We start from the raw sequence: 19,241 nt of genomic DNA, 5'->3' as shown, positions 1-19,241 counted from the left end.
GACGCTCAATTGTTCGCGTTCAAACCACCGTAAGGAAGTTGACGCGACACACTCTTAGAAAACGCGTGCAGAAGATACGAATTAGTCCGGCACGCCGCTTGCTTCGTTCAGGACCTCATCAGCAATCGTAGTGCGGTGATCTTCGGAGCCGCCCCGGCGCGTCATTACGTGTCTGGTCGCTCCGACGATTTGCCGTGCGGCGATACTTAGCGAGCGGGACCGCGTTTCGGGAAAGTGCATGGCAATCATTATGCGATCAGGAGTTCTCTTTTTGGGTGCTACGACGGTGGCGCTCGTCACAACGGGTAGAGCTATGGCGGAGCTCGAGCGACAAGTACTGCCAGCAGCGGTGTGGAACTGGTCTGGAGGCTACATTGGCGGGCACGGCGGCGGCGGGTACGGCCGAACCTCATTTAGCAATCCCTTTGGTCCGTCGATCTATGGCGGCGTCGTCGATGTTCCATCGTTCGTCGCGGGTGGCCAGATCGGCTACAATTGGCAGAATAACAGTTGGGTGTTCGGCCTCGAACTGGATGCCAGCGCAGCTGCCGCCAACGGCTCAAACACCTGCCTAGCCGCCTCCCACTTGATTGTAAGCGCAAACTGCAACGCAGGTCCCAACCTCTTTGCGACCGGGACCGGCCGCATCGGCTACGCCTTCGGCGCGCTCGGGAAGACGCTTGCCTATCTCAAGGCAGGCGTCGCCTGGCAAAACAATCGGGGCGACGTCGTCAACAACGTGGAACCGAAGGACAAGCTACAGGAGAAAACCCATTTCGACTATGGCCGAGTTGGTGGCGTCATCGGGCTCGGTCTCGAGCAAGCCCTTACGCCTGCATGGTCGGTGAATGTCGAGTACGAGTATCTGCATTTCGCCGGACCGAGTGTCGCCACCGCTTCGACGGTGCAATTGTCTCCGCCTGCGATTCTGCCGGCGAACACAACCAGCCTGTCCAGCAACTATCACATCGGAAGAGTTGGTCTGAACTACCACTTTGGCGTGGACCCAGAGACCGCACCAAGGCCCGATGCGCCGTATGCGAAATCAGCGGGCAGCGTACCACCCATTCCCTACGCGCCCGGTTGGTCGTTCGAAGGCGGCTCGCGGCTCTGGCTGAGCCGGGGACGATTCCAGTGGGATCACGGCGCACTTGAGAGTAGCTATGCCGGAGACCCCAGCCTACTCCTATCGCGGCTCACTTATCACGGACTGGACGGGCTTTCGGGGGAGGTATTCGGCCGTGTCGACAGTCCCTGGGGAGTGTTCCTGAAGGGAAACCTTGGCATCGGAAGCTTCAACAAAGGGAAGATGAACGATGAGGATTGGCTGGTCCGGCACAAAGGGTACCCGTACGAAAATACTCTTTCAGGTCAGTCAAACGGAAGGTTCGCATATTACACGGCGGACGCCGGTTACGATTTCCTGCGCAGCGCGAACCACAAGGTCGGTGCATTTATAGGCTGGGCCTATTACAGCCAGAGCTCAGACTCCATGGGTTGCGTTCAGGTCGCCCCTCAGGATGAAGCATGCCTGAAGCCGGGCGACACTAGAATCATCGGTGCGGAGGATACTCAATGGAATGCGCCTCGAATCGGCTTGAGCGCCGAAACTATGCTGACCGGGCGCTGGCGGCTGAATGCTGACGTCGCTTACCTGCCCTGGACCGATTTCAAAGGCCGCGACTATCATCTCTTGCGAGATAAGACCACCTTTTCTGAACAATACGGCAATGGTGGCGGCGGAGTCCAAATTGAAGGCCTTTTGTCGTACTTTGTCACCAAGAATATCAGTCTAGGCGTTGGAGGACGCTATTGGGCCATGTGGACGAATAAGGAGGCCGAAAGCAGGAACTGCGAACCCGGCTGCGACAGGTTACCGCCAGGATTTGCGAAGTACAGCATGGAACGGTGGGGCACATTCTTTCAGGCCTCTTACAAGCTCGATTAAGGACCTCACTAAGGAGGCTCCAGACTTCAGATTCTTTATGCCGTTCTGAAGTTTGCTGATGACCAGTCCTCGGCGCGCAATTGCCGCCGAGGATTGGTATGTCGAGATCACGCTATACCCCGGGTTGCTGCGATTGCATATCACCCAACTTGGACAAGGGGAGCGCAACTCCGTCCCCCGAACAAAAGCTCGTTCCACCAATAACAGCTCGATCTCTTAGCCCGGACGGAGCTCGCTTCTGGCCGATTGTGCGCGCCATTGCGACCGAGCTGGGACGCGCTCGATGCACGATTTCTAAATTCCGCAGCGGGATCTCTCCTGGGCAACCGAGACCGCGGCGAGCCCCAACATCACGTCGCCGGTGAATCCGAAATGGAGACGATAGAGCCACCAGATTGCGCAGCACCGGTCGAGATCGTACATGGCGAACGCGCGCCTTGTTGCTGCGACCATCCGCGCCATCGGCTTCATTCCGCGTGTCATCTGGAAACCTCGACGTCTCGGGGCCAGCGCTCTCCATTTGATGACTTTTAGGGCGGTGATGGCTCGCTGTCCGGCGCGTGCACCTGCAATCGATTGGGAGCTGAGATTGATGTTCGCCATGGCGTTCTTTTCCGCGTTTCGAAGCTGTTTGCGCACACCTATGTGCATGCGCTCTTTGCCGTGATCCTAAGGCGAAGGTACTGCTTGCAAAACGCCCAGATCTGGTAGTGCCAATTGGCCGGACTGCCGACCGAAAATACGCTCACGCGATCCCACCGCTGCGCGCAGCCACTTGCGACAGTCGTTGCGGCTACGCACCTTTGCTGCCAGCTCCTTGAAAATACCTCGCGCGTCCGCCAAGGCTATCTAGGCTCGCATCGCCAGAGCCTACGCCGTTTCCGAGTAACCCCTTCCAGGTCACCGGTTTTGCTACCCAACTTGCGCGGACCTGCGGACATCGAGTGCTGGCTTGCGGCCGAGCCCGGTCTGACCGCGCATGCAATTCCCGGTCGCCTCCCGAAGCAACGCTCCGAACAGTTCGGCCTGCACCACACCATCCTGCAAAGCTTGTTGGGATCGCTCAGAAGCAAAGCAGCCGGGACGATTATGCCCGGCGGCTAAGGCTGCGGCGCTGGCCACGTGGAATGAGCATTCCGCGCGTCTCCAGTAACTTCCGATCCTGCGCGGCATGCTGCCATCCCGGACCGGCCGATAGTCGGAGCTACATCGATCAAGCGAAAGTAACATCCTCAGATGAGGCAATACCGGGGCAATATGGCAGGGTGGGATTGACGGGCCGGCGTCACGAGACGAAACGGCCAGGATGACCGTTCATCTCGTGGGCTGCCAGTGGGCCCGGGGATGCGTACCCACTGGCGGCGCGATTAATCCACTATTGGGCGGCGAAGGTCTCTCCAGCTAAGGACAACCGAAGTGATCGCAGCCCTCCAGCCCCGCGCGATCGGTTCACAGCCGGGTTGGCTCCCGTGTAAGCCTAACGAACCCTCCTTCGGTTAATTCGGCCTTGTAGGCCCGTCCGTTGAGTAGGATTGTGGTGGAGTTCTCTGCGGTCGGCATGAAACCTTCTTGGCGCAGCTTGTCCATTAGGGCAGGTGTCGCCCATTGCTGTGGTAGCGGCGTTCCGAAGCGCCGGTTCTCCGAGAAGAACGCTCCGAAGTCCGGTACCCCCGCCCGGCCGGCCCCAACCACTTGGTCCTCCGCAGGGTTAAGAACAAGACGAACACGATTGGACTCATCCAAACCGGCCGTGTAGCGGTGACCTAGGATTTCATAAGTCATCGTCCGCTGGTCCGCGTCCGGCAAGAGACCATGGTGGAATAGCCTCTCAACCATCGCGTCGGGGGCGATTTGCGAACCGTGTGAAAACCTCTGTGGAACGGCGAATGAGACATCTACCGCTTCCTCAGGTGCGGCAGATGATGATGGTCCAGCTTCATTCATGATCTGACTGAACAAATCACGATCTTCCTGCGTCCAGACGTGCGCCGTAGGCGATTCTGGTGAACGGGCATTATCGATCGGGTTCGGATCCATAAAGCTCTCCTTCCTGTTATGAGAACAACGGCCTCTTGAAGATCTCCCCCAAGGGATGAACTGGGTTCGTCACGAATTCAGAGATGGGTAGCTGCGTCATCGAGAGGCCAAGTTCAAGATGCTAAAGATGCTGGCTTTCGGGAAGCTGACAAAGGTCGAAGAAGGAGATAACCCGCGGCCGCATCTGCCACGTCGGATGCGATCTCACCGAGCCAAGTCTCATTCCGCTTGGCCTCGCAATCGGGGCGCGGGTCTGCGTCGTGCATTGCGTTCATTTGGCCATAAAGCCGGTTACGAGGTCCAGGTGATGCGGACCGCGGCCAGACCCAGTCTTGCACCGAACATGTCTATTTCGCCCGCTGCCCGCGACCTGTCGTTCTGGCTGGCGCTTCGCGCCTATGCTCGCGGCCGCTAACCAGAATGGCCGGATAGCCGCGCCAGCGCGAGAACAGACGAGAGCGAGACCTACGTAAGATTCCGGTAGCGCGGCCTGAAGTGCTCGCTTGATGAGATGAAGAACGAAGTCGCCCAGACGCAAGGCAGCCGACGATCATCCCGCATACGGCTAAAGGTGCGGCGGTGCGGGTGATCCCGGGACTGCGCCTGCCGCTGCTGTGATGGGCATTCCGCGAGGTCCCCTTTGCCTCCGATCTGCGCCTATGATGCAACCTCGGCCCGGCAGTCCGGAGCTACATCGGTCAAGCGGAAGGTTACATCCTCAGGTCAGGCAATACGACCCGCCAACTTTGTCGCGATTTCTATTGACGCTCTGCGTCGTGCAGGTGGCGCTCGTGTCAGGGTGTTGGAAAGAGAATTCGCTCGAGCCTGAATAAGGCGACCCGGCCGCGACGCAAAGGTGGAGCACCGATGACTGGTGGATCTTGTCCACAGCGCGAGCGACCGCCGCAGGCGCGCTGAGCGGCGGCGAGCGCCTTGACGACGAAGGGCGTGGCACGCTGACTGCTTCAGGCGCGAAAGCAACCTGGAATCGGCTGAAATGGCGCGAGGCACCGCCAATCGTGTTCGGTGTCCTCCAATTTGTCGCAAACTCCCCACAGCAGCGCAATGTCTGCGGCGTCCGACAACCGCAGCAGGTTTTCATATTTGTCTTGCCGGCACGGCTAGCGATCAGACCAAGGGTGAAGTGGACCACGAAAGGCGGGCATTTTTATTGCAGACGTTACCATGAGGTTCGTCGTTGCACGCTTCAGCCTACACGTGGACAGGCGATAGCTGTGAGGACGAGCTAGGGCAAGTGAAATGCAACTTTGCGGGTCTGGTCGAAATGTTCGAGCTAGGCATCGCGCTCGAGATTAGGTCGAGGAATGGCGAGGCAATTTACTCGAGAGAGGCCGGATCCCCTCCTCGGTCCGGCAGACGGACGCTTGACACGCCGCGCGGTGTTGGGCGCAACCATCGGCAATATTTTCGAATTCTACGACTTCGGGACCTACAGCTTTTTCGCAATACAGATCGGTCAGGCGTTCTTCCCGGCAACTGACCAGTTCGCCAGCCTCATGCTGTCACTCGGAACTTTCGGCGCGGGTTTTGTGACCAGGCCGATCGGGGCCGTCGTGCTCGGCTCGTATTCGGATCGGGCTGGCCGCCGTCCCGCGATGACCGCCAGCTTTGCCATGATGAGCGCCGCTGTCCTGCTATTGGCCATCACGCCATCGTACGAGACAATAGGACTCGCCGCTCCGTCACTAGCGATCGTCGCGCGTTTGCTGCAAGGCTTTGCTCTCGGAGGTGAGGTCGGTCCGACGACGGCCTACTTGATGGAAGCAGCCCCCATCAAAGCCCGGGGGCTTGCTGTCTCTTTTCAGCCCGCGAGCCAACAGCTAGCTGCGACGGCCGGAGCGTTGGTTGGAGAGATACTCTCGCTCACCATGACAAGCGAGGCGCTCAATGCCTACGGATGGCGGATCGCGCTGTTGCTCGGCGCCGCTACGTTGCCGTTTGGACTTTGGTTGCGGAGCGCCCTGCCTGAAACGCTGCACTGCCCCGAGGCGCCGGTTCCGGTCACCCGGCCTGTGGGGCGATCGCCTCCCGATGGCCGCATCATGAGCTTGGGATTCATCATCTTGGCCAGCTGCACGATCACTACTTATGTTACAGGATATATGACCACCTACGCGTTGAACACCCTCCGCGTTTCCGCGCCTCTTGCATTTGGCACTACGCTCATCAGCAACACGGTGGGGATTGCCGCAGCACTGTTGGGTGGCCTGCTCGCCGACCGCGCAGGCCGTCGACGTGTCATGATATGGCCGCAGGTCACTGCATTGCTCATGACCTATCCGGTATTCTTGTGGATTGCAGAGAGCCGCAGTGCCTTCGCACTTCTAGGAGGTCTCGGCGTCCTCACTCTGATCGGAACGATTCCGTATAGCGCCTTCTACGTGAGCATGGCCGAAGGTTTGCCCAGGCACATTCGTGGTGGCGCCTTCGCGACGATTTACGCTTTTGCAATAGCGATTTTTGGGGGCACCGCTCAACCGATCGTCACCTGGCTCATCCACCTTACCGGGAGTGCACTCGTGCCCGCCTGGTACATGCTTTTCGCGGGCGCGACCGCGCTCTGTGCCATGCTTATGATGCCGGAGACGGCGCCACTCAATTTAGTGCCCGACCATAGACGAACGTCCGTAACGCCACGACCGCTGCCCTAAGCATACCCGAACAGGTAAGGATGACATCTATGATGTCCGAAATGCGAAACATCCAGGCGGAGGACGGCTATGGGGCCATAGCACAGAAAGCAATCTGTCCCGAAGATTGGAGCAGCTTTACATTGAGCAGGGTTCCTGTCGGAACGCGGCGTCGCCGTCTGAAATGATTTGTTGCCGTTTACCCAATTTTCGCCGATGCGGCAGTTGCGCAATTGGCGGACGTCACCGACTGGCTGTAAGGGAGCCGTCACTCTGATGGTCTAGAGAACAAGAAGGCGCGGCTTGCACCATCTGCCAGCGCAACCGTACGCCATGAGGATGCGACCGCTGTCGGAGCAGCGGCCGCACGAGGCTCGATCCTCATTCTCTGCTTGACATGTTTGCCGTTGTCAGTGTCGGACGCACGAGGGATCGGTCAAGCAAAAAAACAGATCGCAGATACCGTTTAACGGGTCATCCACGCACTCAGGATATGATGTATCGGCTACCGGCGCCGGCTGCGCGGCAACTTTTGCAGCAAAAGGAGGCAGCACCGCCGTTGCAAGCGCGAGGGCGCTCGCGGTAACCAACACAGACTTTTTCATTCGAGACATCGCTTTCCTAGGTTAGCCCCAGCCGCTCTCGACGATCTATATGACGACGCTGCAAGCAGTAAAATTGATTTTCTTGATCTGATCTATAGACTGAATGGATAAGTCCGGGCATCACCGCCGAACAGTCGAGAGTGCGCAGCCTGTCTGGGTAGACCGCCTTGCTGACGACTAGCTGATCAAGAGCATTCATCCGGGTGCACAAGAAAGAAAATCTCGCCTTGAGTTCCTCTGCCATCCCAGCTCCTCGTGTTGCTGAACTAGCCGCATCAGTGCCCGAGTGATCAGCTGAGACGTGACCGGGGCCCGATCTGCCCTGCTCGCGAGATAATCCCGCCCCAATGCGGTGCCTCTGTTCACGCGAACTGGGCCACGTCATCTCCAACGGCCTTCTGGACGGCAATTTTTGGCCGAGCAGAAATGGCCGGCGTATGTCGATCGGCGGCCCTGCGCTCGCAACATGCGTCCCGCTATCAGAAAATAGATTTCGACCTAAGAGCTTACCAATACACGGTTATGGCGAGACGCCGGAGGCCGTCAGCAACAACATTCTCGCCGTCCGAACTGAGCAGACTCGACGTTGCGCAGCCTTCCAAACTATCGCCCAGGTCGGTTAAATCACCCTCATAGAAATATAGCAGCAAGCGTACTGAGCACACCGAGCGTCACCCTGATCAGCGAACCGCCTGACGGCACGGCTCTAAAGAGCAGAAAGGTGAGTTTGGGCTCCACTACCAGAATAGCTCCCACTAGTTCGGGACAATGATCCAGATATTCTTCAGATGCATGTCGCCCAGCGCTTATCGAAAAATAACGAACAGGCCACCGAAGGATATCAGGAGACACGTCGGCCGCAGGCATTGCCAAATTACTGACGGCCTTCCCAAGGTGCCTTGAGGCAATCACTTCGGGGAACAACCAAATCGCTTCGCCAAGGAGAATCGCTGCAATTCGCCACAATCTTCAGTATCAATTCGTCGGCCCCAACGGCTCCGGCTATCCAAGGCAACCCGAAAAGCCGGCGTCGGAGTTGCCGTTGAGGCCCTTTCGGCATTTCAGGCTTTTGAAGTCGAGAACCCGCGCCTGAGATGTCACTTCTCACAGGCACTCCAAACGTCTGTCCGGTTTATGAGTATCGGCGACAGCAATTGTTTCGGTCGATCGGACCATCTGCGCAGCTTGAACAAGATAGTTCAGATCAATCCACCCCGACCGCGCACCGGCGGTCCGGACTGGCGCGACCAGGGCCTAGGCTTCAATCCGCACGGGGAGCGCGGAATAGCCGTGGACGAAGTTGGATGCAATTCGTTCGGGTTCGCCGACGACCTTGACCTGCAATCTCGCACCCAAAATCTCTTCCCAGAGGACTCTCAACTGCAGTTCCGCAAGATGTCGACCAAGACAGCGATGGATTCCGAATCCGAAAGAGAGGTGCTGCCGCACATTCTTCCGGTCAATTACGAAACTGTGGGCGTTCTCAATGACCTCTTCGTCTCTATTGCCGGAGATGTACCACATGACGACCTTGTCGCCTTTCCGGATCTGTTTCCCGCCTACGATGCTGTCGACCACGGCAGTGCGGCGCATATGTGCGATTGGCGTCTGGTACCGGATGATCTCGGACACGGCGCTCGAGACCAGCTTGGGACTGTCAGTTAGTTTTCGCAATTCGGAGGGGTACTCGCTCATGAACAGGAGGCCGCCAGTAATCGAGTTGCGCGTCGTATCATTTCCTCCAACGATCAGCAGAATCAGATTCCCGAGAAACTCACTCGGCTCCATATTGCGTGTGGCGGGCGAATGCGCCATCAGGGAAATCAGGTCGAGGCGCGGCTCGCCATTAATGCGCTCGTTCCAAAGGTCTGTGAAATAGTCCAGGCACTCGGACAAGATGGCGCTTCGCTTGTCCCAGCTGTCGATCGCATGGCCTGCTTTCGGAGCTGTAACAGCTACGTCTGACCAATACGTCAGGAGTCGCCGATCCTCAAACGGAAAGTCGAAGAGCGTGGCGAGCATTTGCGTCGTCAATTCTATCGAGACCAAGTCTACCCAATTGAAGGCTTCATTGCGCGGCAAGCCATCGAGAATCGCCCTAACTCGAGAGCGGATCAAGGTTTCGAGTTTCGTCAGGCTTTCCGGTCCGACGATCGGGCTCACGGTATTGCGCTGCTCGGCGTGCTTGGGAGGCCCCATCTTGATCAAACTCTGCATCCAGTGCTCATCAGGCACGTCGACAATTGTGACACCTCGCTCTGATGAGAATGCTTTGTGGCTAGTGTCTACCGCAACGATGTCCCGGTATTTCGTCACGGACCAATATGGACCATGAGCGCTGTTTTGACAGTAGTGAACGGGATCTTCCTTTCGCAACCGCTCGAAGCAAGCCCATATGCGGTCATCCTGAAAACGCTTGCTCTCACTTACATCCAGCTTGCTGAGCGGGATAACACACGTATCGTCGGCCCTATCATCTTCCAAACGCCTGGTCATGATCATCTCTGCAGATTCTGCTCTCGAGAGCTTACGGCCTAGGGGCGCCTCATCGCTTCGAGCTGCCGCGGCGCTTGGCTGCGACGGGCTTCTCGACCAGACTACCTCACAGTCAGCTCGCCTGGCCCTACCATGTCGGGCAGCAAAAATTGCATTGACTTTCGGACTGTCTACTCAGTGGAACACTGAGAGCTGCCAGCACTGGTTGGATAAGGATTGTGCGCGGAAGACAACGTCAAGCGAACAGACACTCACAAGGCTGGCCCCATTTTTTCTACCTTTCGCCGCTTCCACGAGCTTCTTTGATCGTCCCAACTCTTCCCGGCTGCGGGACAAGCCACAACAGTCGGCTTCCATCTGTTCGCGGGTTGTTGGGCTTGGTGCGGACGATCCGGACTGAGACCCATTCGACCTTCCCGAAAACCCGCGAGCTGCTGCTCGAGGCGAGATTGCAGCCAAGTTCCTGCACGCCCTTGGAGCCCAACCGAAGGTCAAGCGTCCGCTATCGAGCGATCATTTCTCGGTGGGCGGTACGTTGATTGAGCCTGGTCTCGATCAAAAGCTCCGGCAGCAGAATGGCAGCGACAAAGGTGAGGATAGACCGGAGCCAAATTCTGAGCGCAACCTCCATAAGGAGAAGCGATTCAGCGAGACCATGAGGGCACGATCGATACTGAGGCATGACTTTACAACAACCAATTTTGAGAACTCGGGCAAATGAAATGAGAGGTCCCACTCCCAGCTTGACGTTCGCTTTGACTATGTTCGAACGAGGCCGCTCATCTAATGGAACGGTCTCTCCGTCTCAGGCCCGACGGCCCGCATCTGAGACGGAAAACCGTGATCGAGCCCAATTATTCGCCCCGAGCTCGTCAGCTTCTTGAAAGCCAACCTTCCTAGCATCCCAGCTTAGTCTCTGAGTATCGATGCCCACCTCGGGTTGAACCGCCCACGAAGCTAGGGCACGTGCTCGGCGGGGACACAGGAGACTTGTTTTTACAACGAACAGGAGACACTTTTGGAGACCAATCGGATACGTTGTGCCGGCTCGCCCGGGTCCCCCACGGAAAACCTCCAAACACAGGAACATCGTGACCCATTTATGCAGGCCGTGAATGAAGTCAAAACATCATCTGCTGCCGCCCCAGGATTGGCGAAAGCTCCGATTTGGAAATCTAGCGCTCCATACGGGAGCTTTTCACTCGGCATCTACTCTTGGAACAACGACGTATGGGGGCCGGGCGCTGGGCCTCAGACGATTTCAGTGAACGCCGCAAACCAGTGGGACGTGTGGTCGAACCAGCCTAACACTCCTGGCATCAAGAGCTATCCGCACGAGACTTTCAACATCGAAAGGCCGCTCAGCTCCATAAAGAGTTTGACCTCGAGCTTCGATCAGCAAGTGCCTAATGGCGGCGCTTGGGACACTGCTTATGATATTTGGGACAGCTCAAACGAGCACGAGATCATGCTCTGGACAAACTACACCGGAACTCCGGAAGGTGGCGGCAACGTTAAGCCAATTTCCTATCATTACGCCCCCTCCGGGGCCGCGATCCCGATCTACAGCAATGTCAACGTAGGTGGATCAACCTGGAACGTGTTTGAAGGCTTCAATGGTCACAAAGTCATCTCGCTGCTTCGCACATCGAAGACCAACAGCGGCACGGTGGACATCAAGAGTATCCTAGAGTGGATCAAGTCGAAGGGCTACTTTGGCGACATAAGGGTTGGAAGCGTCCAATACGGCGCCGAGATTACGTCGTCACCAGGAGGAATGAACTTCAATTTCAATAACTGGACGGTCACCTCGAAATGAATATCCACGGGATGAGGCTCAGCTGCAGTCTGCCATTGAGCCACGGTGACTGACGGACTCCGCTTGCTTCCAATTACTCGTAAAGCTTACCGCGATTGCGGCTCCCTGTTCGATGTCGGTCAGTCGCGATAGTCCGCGCCAGATCACGGTATTTGCTGAAGGCGGATCGTTGGCTTCTGCCAAGTATCCTCCGAGTCGCACGATCTTGACGACATAGTGCGAGAGCGTGATTCGTCGAGAAGCAGTCGCCGGTTCGGCCTTTTACCCAAAATCAAAAAGCCTGATTTCGATCTGTCACACTGTTTTGCGGTACAACATTCGGGGAGGAACGATTAAACATTGTCATACGAGAAGCCCGCCAGTTCAAAAATACAGAAGACCGCAATCAGATCGACCAGACTCGCAATTTTGACTTCTCCACCCTGCAGCGCGATTGAGGCCGCTATTGGAAGGCTTCAAAAAGCTGTTTCTGGCGCCTCCAAGGCGCTTGGCGACCGCTTCGATCATATGGAAGGTCAGAATAGGCACGCTTAGGAGCTCACGTCTGCTCACAGACCCCACACCCGATGGCCGATCGCTCATCCCCCGGCAGATGGTGGTCGCTTTGCCGCTTCACTGCCGACGATCAGCTCAGATTCTGTTCGACATGTTGCTTCAATGCCAAGCTAGCGCACTCGTTTTATGAAGATCATGCTATCAAATAACGGCCTGCCTAGGACCGCTCAGGCAGATCGATCCACAGATCCGGAGCACCGTTTTGGAGTGTATCCTGATCTGGAACGTAGATATTGTCGAATACCCTCAGGCCATGAGCCGTTGCCGCCCCAATAATTATGAAAGGGAGCTTGACCTGCTCTAGATCTTCGAAGCTGTCGGCGCCGACAATCCGAAGAAAATCGAATTTAAACCGTCGAAACTTTATCTGGGATGTAGCCGACGCTACCAGGTCCTTGACGCTCGACTCCCCTCGGACGATCTCTTCCCTTAAATGGTTGAGGGCCGTGAAGAGGCACGACAGCTCATCAAGCTCGGAACGGCTAAATCGCCTCAAGCGCGACGAAATCGGCACTCCGTTCTTGTATCTCACGGTCGGCACAAACCTTATCTCGCAATCGAGAAGGAGGTCTGCGACGGCGCGCTTCACCAGGATCGCCTGACCGATATCTTTCAGGCCGAAGTAGCTGCGAGTTGGCCGCGCATAGCAGATCCAGCGGACTGCACCGGTTACGGCTTCCTTCAAGCATGCCTCAGGCCCATCTAAACGCAAATGATAGTCACCTTGCGATACAAAGGTTCGATAGCCAGGCGGAAACATTTCAGTGTCGTTCGAGGAAATCACGGCAGTCGCTCCCGAACGTAGGGCGAGTCCAATATCATCGTCCAAATTGAAATCGTAGCTCCCACCTGGTCTAAGCTGGATCTTGTTCGGGTACACTGTGACAATAGCGACATCATTCTCCACGGCCGCTCTTCTGATCAGTTCTGCATGCCCAAGATGCAGGGCGCCGAGAGTGTGTACCGTGCCAATGGTCTGACCTGTTCTTGCGACCTCCCGGATGAACGCCTTGCCTGCGGAAAGACCTGCCAGATGCATTTTGTTACTCCAGTTTTCTTGAACGCCAAAAGAGTGGAGCGCTTGGATCTCGGAAGATGCGCGGCCGGGGCATCCCGCGTGAGGCCGCGCAGGCAGACGAGCTCCAAAGAGCTTTAACGCCCGCTTACAGCTCGAACCACCGCAAACTGTTCTAAGCGCACTGGCACGTTGGCTCCCTCTATTCTTGCGGTTCTCAAACGAGTCAGGTTGACCCTTCTCGGCCACGTCTGATCAACGATGAGAATTCAGCCAGATAGTTTGATGACTCGCTCCGCTGCCCCCTCTCCAGAGCCACCTGCAGTCCCCGGCAACGGTCAGCAAAAAACGGTGGCTCGAAAGTGGTTATCTTAGCACCTGAAAAGTCGACCTTCACGAAGCTGGCCTGGAACGGCGATATCCCACTCAGGTTCGCATTGCGTAGGGACGATTGGTTCATGCGAACGTATGCGACGCGTGTTGCCTCCAGGTTGCTATCGGTCATACCCGCGGCGACATATGCCTGAACCAGATTGGCCCCCTCGAGATTTGCATGGTTCAATGCCATTGATGGCGGCGGATCACCAGTGATCATCGACCGGTAGAGGTAAGCCTGGGACAAGTCCGCATGTTCGAGATCGCAGTCGCGTACGAAGGCGCAGCGGCCGCGAAAACCGGTGAGTTTGGCGGCTCGCATTGTGCTCTCTGTTATCGAAATGCTTTCGCCCGATGCCTGAGATAGGTCCGCCCCATCTAGCTGACAGGAATGAATAGATGCACCATTGAGCACAGCACCGCGGAGATTCGCGTCGGACAAGCCTACGGACAGAAGCCGCGCCTCGGTGAGGTCCGCATGTTCCAGCTCCGCGCTCGCGAGATTTGACAGGTGAAGATCAGCGAATGGGGCGCTCAGGGCTCTCGCCCGAATCCGCCCGCTCACCTTTGAGAGTCTCAGATACGGAAGATGAGCACCTTCCAAGAGAAGGCCATCGATGGAGGTGGGACGCACGATCGATAAACATTCTCCCTTTGACTGGAAGAACGAGCAATCCGCCAGATGCGCCTTCGTGATCGTGACTTGGCTCAGCTTTGCAGAGCGAAAAGAAGCGGAAGGAAGGAAGCATTCATTGATAGTTGAACCCTGCAGCTCCGCGCCATCAAATGCAGCATTACTCGCGTCGCACTGATAAAGGAGGAGACCGCTGAGCATCGCGTTGTCAAAGCGTGTTCTTTTCATGCTGCATCCATGAAACAGACTGCCGGTTGCATCAATTACATTGCGCAGACTGGCGTCATCGAAGTTGCAGACTTGCGCTGCCACCGCGTGCATATAGGCAAAATCAAGCTTGGCCCCGAGGAAACTTGCCCGCTCCAGCCCCGGGCAGATAAGGTTCGCCTCAGAAAGATCTGCACGATCCAACTTTGCCCCGTAGAGCTGCGCACGATTGAGAGTACAGCGTCGCATTGGAAAATCTGAGAGGTCGTGATCGCTAAAGTTCTCGGAGGATAGCTGCAAGCCAATCCCGGTCCTTTTGATCGCCTCCTCGGTTCGCCTGCCGACAGCAGCCACTGCGCGCAGCCGATCGGCAGCTCGGCTCCAGTATCGAACGAACTCGCCATCTGATGAAAGCTTGTTCTTCGGATCTGAGCAGTGCTCTGCCCCTTCATTCACGGTGCACTCGGTATCAGCGCCGATCCTATGCGACATGCCGAGGGTTCCGTATTGCCCGGATTTCGGAGGTCCTGTTATTGACCTCTTTGTGCTGGGCCTGCACCCAAGCTATGCGCTTTGTGGTGAACTCGTCTGCGAATTGGCGCCACGATGCGTCGATGAGGCTCCTGTTGCGTCGGTGTCCTTCGCAGCCGACGCTTGAACACGTCAGCCGAATTCTCGTCATGCGTCCCCACTGCTACTCGGTGCGCTTGTTCACCAAGCCCGCCAACCTCGATAACGATCCGTTGACCGTGCCCATATAGCTGACAGCGCGATTGACTGCGTCGGCTCTGGGAAATTCCACATCATTCTCCTTCAGATCGAATGCGCAAACTAGGTCTTGCTTCTTTTTCAGAATGGATCCGCGGCTTGCGGGCGGAAAAGTGACCGTTCATGAAGGGCTGCACTTAGCACGGCGTTACCTCATCGGTAGCAACGAGCGTGCCAGCCGCGTCAGTCGAAATTAGCGAGCTGAATAGGGCGTCATAAATTCGAGATTGACGCCGAATGTTTCGAATCTGACAAACACGGTCTTTGTCGGGAACGCACCATGGCTAGGCTGTCGTGAAGCGAGACCCGAGCTCGTTTGCAGGAGAGCAAGAGCCGCACTCCTTGCAGGCAGGAAATCGACAGCTTGCAACTCCACACGTGCGGATCGCCCGGCCTCTAGCTTAACCAATGTTCGAACTCGGCCGGGTCTGCTCCGTGCGCCGGCCGGTCCCCACTTTAAACCTGGGGTCCACCGATTGTCCCGACGAAGCGATGAGCGAGGGCGCAATTCGCGACCAAATCGCAGGCAAACGCGGTTGCCCCGCGATCGGCGACAGATAATTTTTGAGAAAGGAAGTCGAATTCGAAGGCATTCACACGATACCTTCTTCGAGATTCGTAGCTGAATGACCACTGCGTTGAACACGCACAAGGCGCGGCATGGCCGCGATAAGGCTCTTCGTATAATCAGACTGTGGATTACGAAATATCTCTTCAGTGGCCCCGCTATCGACGATTCTCCCGCGGCGCATAATGATGACGCGATCGCTGATATGCCGAACGACACCGAGATCATGCGAGATGAAGAGATAACTTACGCCCAGCCGGTCCTTCAGATCGCCCAGCAGATCCAAGACCTGTGCCTGGATTGAGACATCGAGCGCCGAAACCGGTTCATCGCAGACTATTACGGCAGGATTTGGTGCAATCGCGCGGGCTATCGCAACGCGCTGGCGCTGGCCGCCGGAGAGCTCGAGCGGCCGTCGGTCCAGCAACGCCTCGGATAGTCCGACCATATCGAGCAGCTCGATAACGCGCTCTCGCCGCTGCCATTTCTCGATGTCGCCCGAAAGACTATCGGATATGATGCGTCCGACCGTCCATCGTGGATCAAACGAACCAAGAGGGTCCTGGTAGATGATCGATATCGAGCGCCGCCGAAGCCGTCGTTCGCGTTCGGCGAGCGTGGTCCAGGGCCGGCCTGCAAACTCAACCGCTCCCTCGTCAGGCACATCGAGCGCCATGACCATGCGCGCCATCGTCGACTTTCCTGATCCGGACTCACCAATGATGCCCAAAGTCTCTCCGGATCGCAGTTCGAAGGAGACGCCGTCCACAGCCGCCCGTAAAGTGCCATCCAGGCCCTCAAAGCGCTTCACCAGACCAGTCGCTTCGAGCAGGATGGAACGAGCTTGCGGCAACGATTGCACGGGTCGCTGCGCTTGCCGGCCAGGTGAACGTAGAACAGTCGATGGTGACAGCCGTGAGCCGCGTGGCCGGCCTGATGGCACAGCATCCAGCAGCTGACGAGTATAGGGGTGTCGCGGATCTTTGAATATCTGGACGGCGGGGCCGCGTTCGACGACCTCGCCTCCTCGCATGACGAGGATCTCGTCCGCCACGCGGGAGACCACTGCCAGATCGTGACTGATCAGGATCAGCGCCTTGCCCCTCGTTTTGGTCTCCTCGAGGAGTGCCAGCACATGAGCTTGCGCCATCACGTCGAGAGCGGTAGTCGGCTCGTCGGCGATAAGGACGCTTGGATCGAGTGCAAGTGCCGCAGCCATGAGAGCTCGTTGGCGCTGGCCGCCCGATAATTGATGCGGCAGCTGGGCGGCCTTGGTTTCGGGCTCAGGGACACCGACGAGCTCAAGGAGAGCAATGACGCGCTGCGCGAGCTCCTCGCGCGATGATACCGCATCGTGGAGGAGTAAGCCTTCAGCAACCTCTTTGCCGATCGGGCGAAGCGGATCAAGCGCGACGAGTGCGTCTTGTAATACAAAGCCGATCTTGTTGCCGCGGATGCGCCGCCAGGCACGATCGTTGAGGCCGATCAGGTCCGTCCCCTCGAAGCTCAGCTGGCGTGCATGAACATCGGCGTGGCGACCAGCGAGCCCTATGAGAGCCCGCGCACTTACACTTTTGCCCGAGCCGGATTCACCTACGATCGCAAGACATTGTCCCGGCCGCAGGGAGAAGGATAGACTGCGCACAGCCGCATTCTGGGCGCTGCCCCGCCCGAAGGAAATGCGCAGCGAATCGACCGTGAGGAGGTCTGCCTGCTGCAAGAGAGGCTGGGGGCGGCCCTGCGACATTCACGTTTTTCCTTCCAGGCGGTCCTGTAGATGGCGCCCGACGATGGTGACGCTGAGAGCAAACGCCGTCACCGCCAAACCGGGTATGATCTCCAGCCACCAGGCGTAGATCACATAGTTGCGCCCGGCATTGAGCAGCGCGCCCCATTCAGGCGCCGGGGGAGCGACGCCAAGGCCTAGAAAAGCAAGACCCGAGGCCCATATAATCGCTTGACCTACGCCGATCGTCATCATTGCCGTCAGCGGGTTCATGGCGTTCGGAAGAATATGCCTCCAGACAATACGGGGAAATGGATGACCCATCGCCTTGGCGGCCTCCACATACCCTGTCCCTTTGATGGCAAGCATCTGGCCCCTGATCATGCGCGCATAGCCTGGCGCTGTGCCGATTCCGACAGCTATGACCTCAGTCAATACCGCCGGGCCAAAAACAGTCACGAACACAAGGGCGAGCAAGAGCGTGGGAATCGCGAAGAGCACGTCGACAATCCGGCTGAGGATGCTGTCCACTACGCCACCAGAGAGCGCTGCGCCGACGCCGAAAACGATCGCAATGGACATGCTCAGCGCCGTTGCGCCAAGTCCGATGGCGAGGGATTGGCCCGTCCCTTCGACTAGTCGAGAGTAAAGATCTCGCCCTAACTGATCAGTTCCGAACCAATGAATGATCGACGGAGACTGCAATGACGATCTCAAATCAATAGCGAGCGGATCGTGCGTCTGCAGTACCTTTGGGGCCAAGGCCGCGAAGGCAAAGAGGCCAATTATGACAAGAGAGACGGTAACCCGGAAGGGAACATGGCGCGTGATGGCCAGGACTTCTTTGAGCGAACGAGATATGGTGACTTCGGCGAACATGCTCATGTCAACTTGATCCTCGGATCGACCAGCCGGTAAGTCAGATCGACGATCAGATTGGCAAGAACGAATACGCCCGCAGAGATCAAAACAGCTCCCGAGACAATCGGAACGTCTCTCGAGGACGTTGCAGCGACGAGGACTCCACCTAGGCCTTGACGGGCGAAAACCACCTCGATCAAAATCGCGCCTGAAAGAAGTTTGCCCAGCGCCCAGCCTGACAAAGTAATCCCGGGCAGTGCGGCGTGGCGCAGGACATGGCGAAGCCTCACGCCAAAATCAGTCATACCTCGGGCCCGCGCGGACGTAACGAAGGGCTGCTCGAGCACGCGCGTGAACTCGTTCTGAACGACTTGTCCGAAAAAGCCCGACAGTTCAAGAGCCAACGCGAGCGTCGGCAGAATGAGCCCGACCGGAGAATTTCCACCGATGACCGGAAGGATGCGCAGCTTTACCGCAAAAACAACCATTAAAATTGTGGCCAGCCAGTAAGGCGGCACTGTTGCCAAAAAGACTTGCGTGTCATTGAGCAGCTTCGACCATATGTTGTCTCTGCCGGCGATGAACAAGGTTGTCAGAATGGCGATAAACCACGCGATCAGCAGTGCGGTGACCGCCAGAATAATTGTAGGCCCGATCTGCTCCGCGATGATCCCTGCGACTGGCCGATGCTGCTGGTAGGATTCACCAAGATCTCCATGCAGGATTCCCAGTATGTATTTTCCGTATTGAACCAGGAGCGGCTGATCAAAGCCATATTTCGCATTGATCGCCGCGAGTTCTGCCGAGGATGCCGGTCCGACGTTGCCACTTGTCACATTAATGATGATCTGGGCGCGATCGCCAGGCAGCACACACTGAATTAAGAACGCAAACGTTGCGGCAGCCCACACCACCACGACACCGGACAATATCCGGTGCGTGAACCAAACAATGGGATGACGGGCTATCTTCATGG

Annotated in this window: 11 protein-coding genes and 1 pseudogene; 4 read left to right on the top strand and 8 right to left on the bottom strand. The window is 57.2% G+C overall.

Going from position 1 to position 19,241, the window contains the following annotated elements; translation table 11 throughout:
• Window positions 1–238 precede the first annotated feature (238 nt).
• Window positions 239–1,948, top strand: a complete 1,710-nt coding sequence (locus ACNJYD_RS08330) for an outer membrane beta-barrel protein (protein WP_439365932.1) — start codon at window positions 239–241, stop codon at window positions 1,946–1,948.
• Between the two features lie 294 nt (window positions 1,949–2,242).
• Here the strand turns inward: ACNJYD_RS08330 and ACNJYD_RS08325 are convergent, their stop codons facing one another.
• Both ACNJYD_RS08325 and ACNJYD_RS08320 read right to left on the bottom strand, forming a co-directional pair.
• Window positions 2,243–2,551, bottom strand: coding sequence for a hypothetical protein (locus tag ACNJYD_RS08325; RefSeq protein WP_439365931.1), 309 nt, complete (start codon window positions 2,549–2,551; stop codon window positions 2,243–2,245).
• Between the two features lie 846 nt (window positions 2,552–3,397).
• Window positions 3,398–3,985 carry a hypothetical protein gene (locus tag ACNJYD_RS08320; protein ID WP_439365930.1) on the bottom strand — a complete coding sequence of 196 codons (588 nt, stop codon included), beginning with the start codon at window positions 3,983–3,985 and terminating at the stop codon, window positions 3,398–3,400.
• 1,325 nt (window positions 3,986–5,310) lie between these two features.
• Here ACNJYD_RS08320 and ACNJYD_RS08315 point away from each other — a divergent pair.
• A complete protein-coding gene (locus tag ACNJYD_RS08315) occupies window positions 5,311–6,657 on the top strand; it encodes an MFS transporter (RefSeq protein WP_439365929.1) in 1,347 nt (448 codons plus the stop codon).
• A gap of 1,838 nt (window positions 6,658–8,495) precedes the next feature.
• Here ACNJYD_RS08315 and ACNJYD_RS08310 read toward each other — a convergent pair.
• Window positions 8,496–9,737, bottom strand: coding sequence for a cytochrome P450 (locus ACNJYD_RS08310; protein WP_439365928.1), 1,242 nt, complete (start codon window positions 9,735–9,737; stop codon window positions 8,496–8,498).
• Between the two features lie 370 nt (window positions 9,738–10,107).
• On the opposite strand from ACNJYD_RS08310, the pseudogene ACNJYD_RS08305 reads away from it, so the two are divergent.
• A pseudogene (locus ACNJYD_RS08305) lies at window positions 10,108–10,285 on the top strand (IS5/IS1182 family transposase); the annotation flags it as partial.
• Between the two features lie 470 nt (window positions 10,286–10,755).
• Complete coding sequence (locus ACNJYD_RS08300; RefSeq protein ID WP_439365927.1) at window positions 10,756–11,556, top strand: glycoside hydrolase family 12 protein; 801 nt, start codon at window positions 10,756–10,758, stop codon at window positions 11,554–11,556.
• Between the two features lie 712 nt (window positions 11,557–12,268).
• Here the strand turns inward: ACNJYD_RS08300 and ACNJYD_RS08295 are convergent.
• The 5 genes from ACNJYD_RS08295 to ACNJYD_RS08275 form a co-directional block, all read right to left on the bottom strand.
• Window positions 12,269–13,150 (bottom strand): pantoate--beta-alanine ligase, encoded by an 882-nt coding sequence (locus ACNJYD_RS08295; RefSeq protein WP_439365926.1) that lies wholly within the window; start codon window positions 13,148–13,150, stop codon window positions 12,269–12,271.
• 202 nt (window positions 13,151–13,352) lie between these two features.
• Window positions 13,353–14,834, bottom strand: coding sequence for a pentapeptide repeat-containing protein (locus ACNJYD_RS08290; protein WP_439365925.1), 1,482 nt, complete (start codon window positions 14,832–14,834; stop codon window positions 13,353–13,355).
• A gap of 869 nt (window positions 14,835–15,703) precedes the next feature.
• On the bottom strand, window positions 15,704–17,425 hold the full coding sequence (locus ACNJYD_RS08285; RefSeq protein WP_439365924.1) for a dipeptide ABC transporter ATP-binding protein: 1,722 nt from the start codon (window positions 17,423–17,425) through the stop codon (window positions 15,704–15,706).
• Complete coding sequence (locus ACNJYD_RS08280; protein WP_439365923.1) at window positions 17,426–18,289, bottom strand: ABC transporter permease; 864 nt, start codon at window positions 18,287–18,289, stop codon at window positions 17,426–17,428.
• On the bottom strand, window positions 18,286–19,239 hold the full coding sequence (locus tag ACNJYD_RS08275; protein WP_439365922.1) for an ABC transporter permease: 954 nt from the start codon (window positions 19,237–19,239) through the stop codon (window positions 18,286–18,288). Before ACNJYD_RS08275 ends, ACNJYD_RS08280 begins: the two co-directional genes overlap by 4 nt.
• Between the last annotated feature and the right edge of the window lie 2 nt (window positions 19,240–19,241).

This window comes from Bradyrhizobium sp. SPXBL-02, from assembly GCF_051853065.1.
Taxonomy (GTDB): Bacteria; Pseudomonadota; Alphaproteobacteria; order Rhizobiales; family Xanthobacteraceae; genus Bradyrhizobium.
This window is presented reverse-complemented; position numbering and strand designations above follow the sequence as displayed.

What these genes read in the sequence shown, in the direction of transcription:
- ACNJYD_RS08330 (WP_439365932.1), top strand. Translation starts at nt 239, where the DNA reads ATGGCAATCATTATGCGATCAGGAGTTCTCTTTTTGGGTGCTACGACG.
- ACNJYD_RS08325 (WP_439365931.1), bottom strand. Translation starts at nt 2,551, where the DNA reads ATGGCGAACATCAATCTCAGCTCCCAATCGATTGCAGGTGCACGCGCC.
- ACNJYD_RS08320 (WP_439365930.1), bottom strand. Translation starts at nt 3,985, where the DNA reads ATGGATCCGAACCCGATCGATAATGCCCGTTCACCAGAATCGCCTACG.
- ACNJYD_RS08315 (WP_439365929.1), top strand. Translation starts at nt 5,311, where the DNA reads ATGGCGAGGCAATTTACTCGAGAGAGGCCGGATCCCCTCCTCGGTCCG.
- ACNJYD_RS08310 (WP_439365928.1), bottom strand. Translation starts at nt 9,737, where the DNA reads ATGACCAGGCGTTTGGAAGATGATAGGGCCGACGATACGTGTGTTATC.
- ACNJYD_RS08295 (WP_439365926.1), bottom strand. Translation starts at nt 13,150, where the DNA reads ATGCATCTGGCAGGTCTTTCCGCAGGCAAGGCGTTCATCCGGGAGGTC.
- ACNJYD_RS08290 (WP_439365925.1), bottom strand. Translation starts at nt 14,834, where the DNA reads ATGTCGCATAGGATCGGCGCTGATACCGAGTGCACCGTGAATGAAGGG.
- ACNJYD_RS08285 (WP_439365924.1), bottom strand. Translation starts at nt 17,425, where the DNA reads ATGTCGCAGGGCCGCCCCCAGCCTCTCTTGCAGCAGGCAGACCTCCTC.
- ACNJYD_RS08280 (WP_439365923.1), bottom strand. Translation starts at nt 18,289, where the DNA reads ATGAGCATGTTCGCCGAAGTCACCATATCTCGTTCGCTCAAAGAAGTC.
- ACNJYD_RS08275 (WP_439365922.1), bottom strand. Translation starts at nt 19,239, where the DNA reads ATGAAGATAGCCCGTCATCCCATTGTTTGGTTCACGCACCGGATATTG.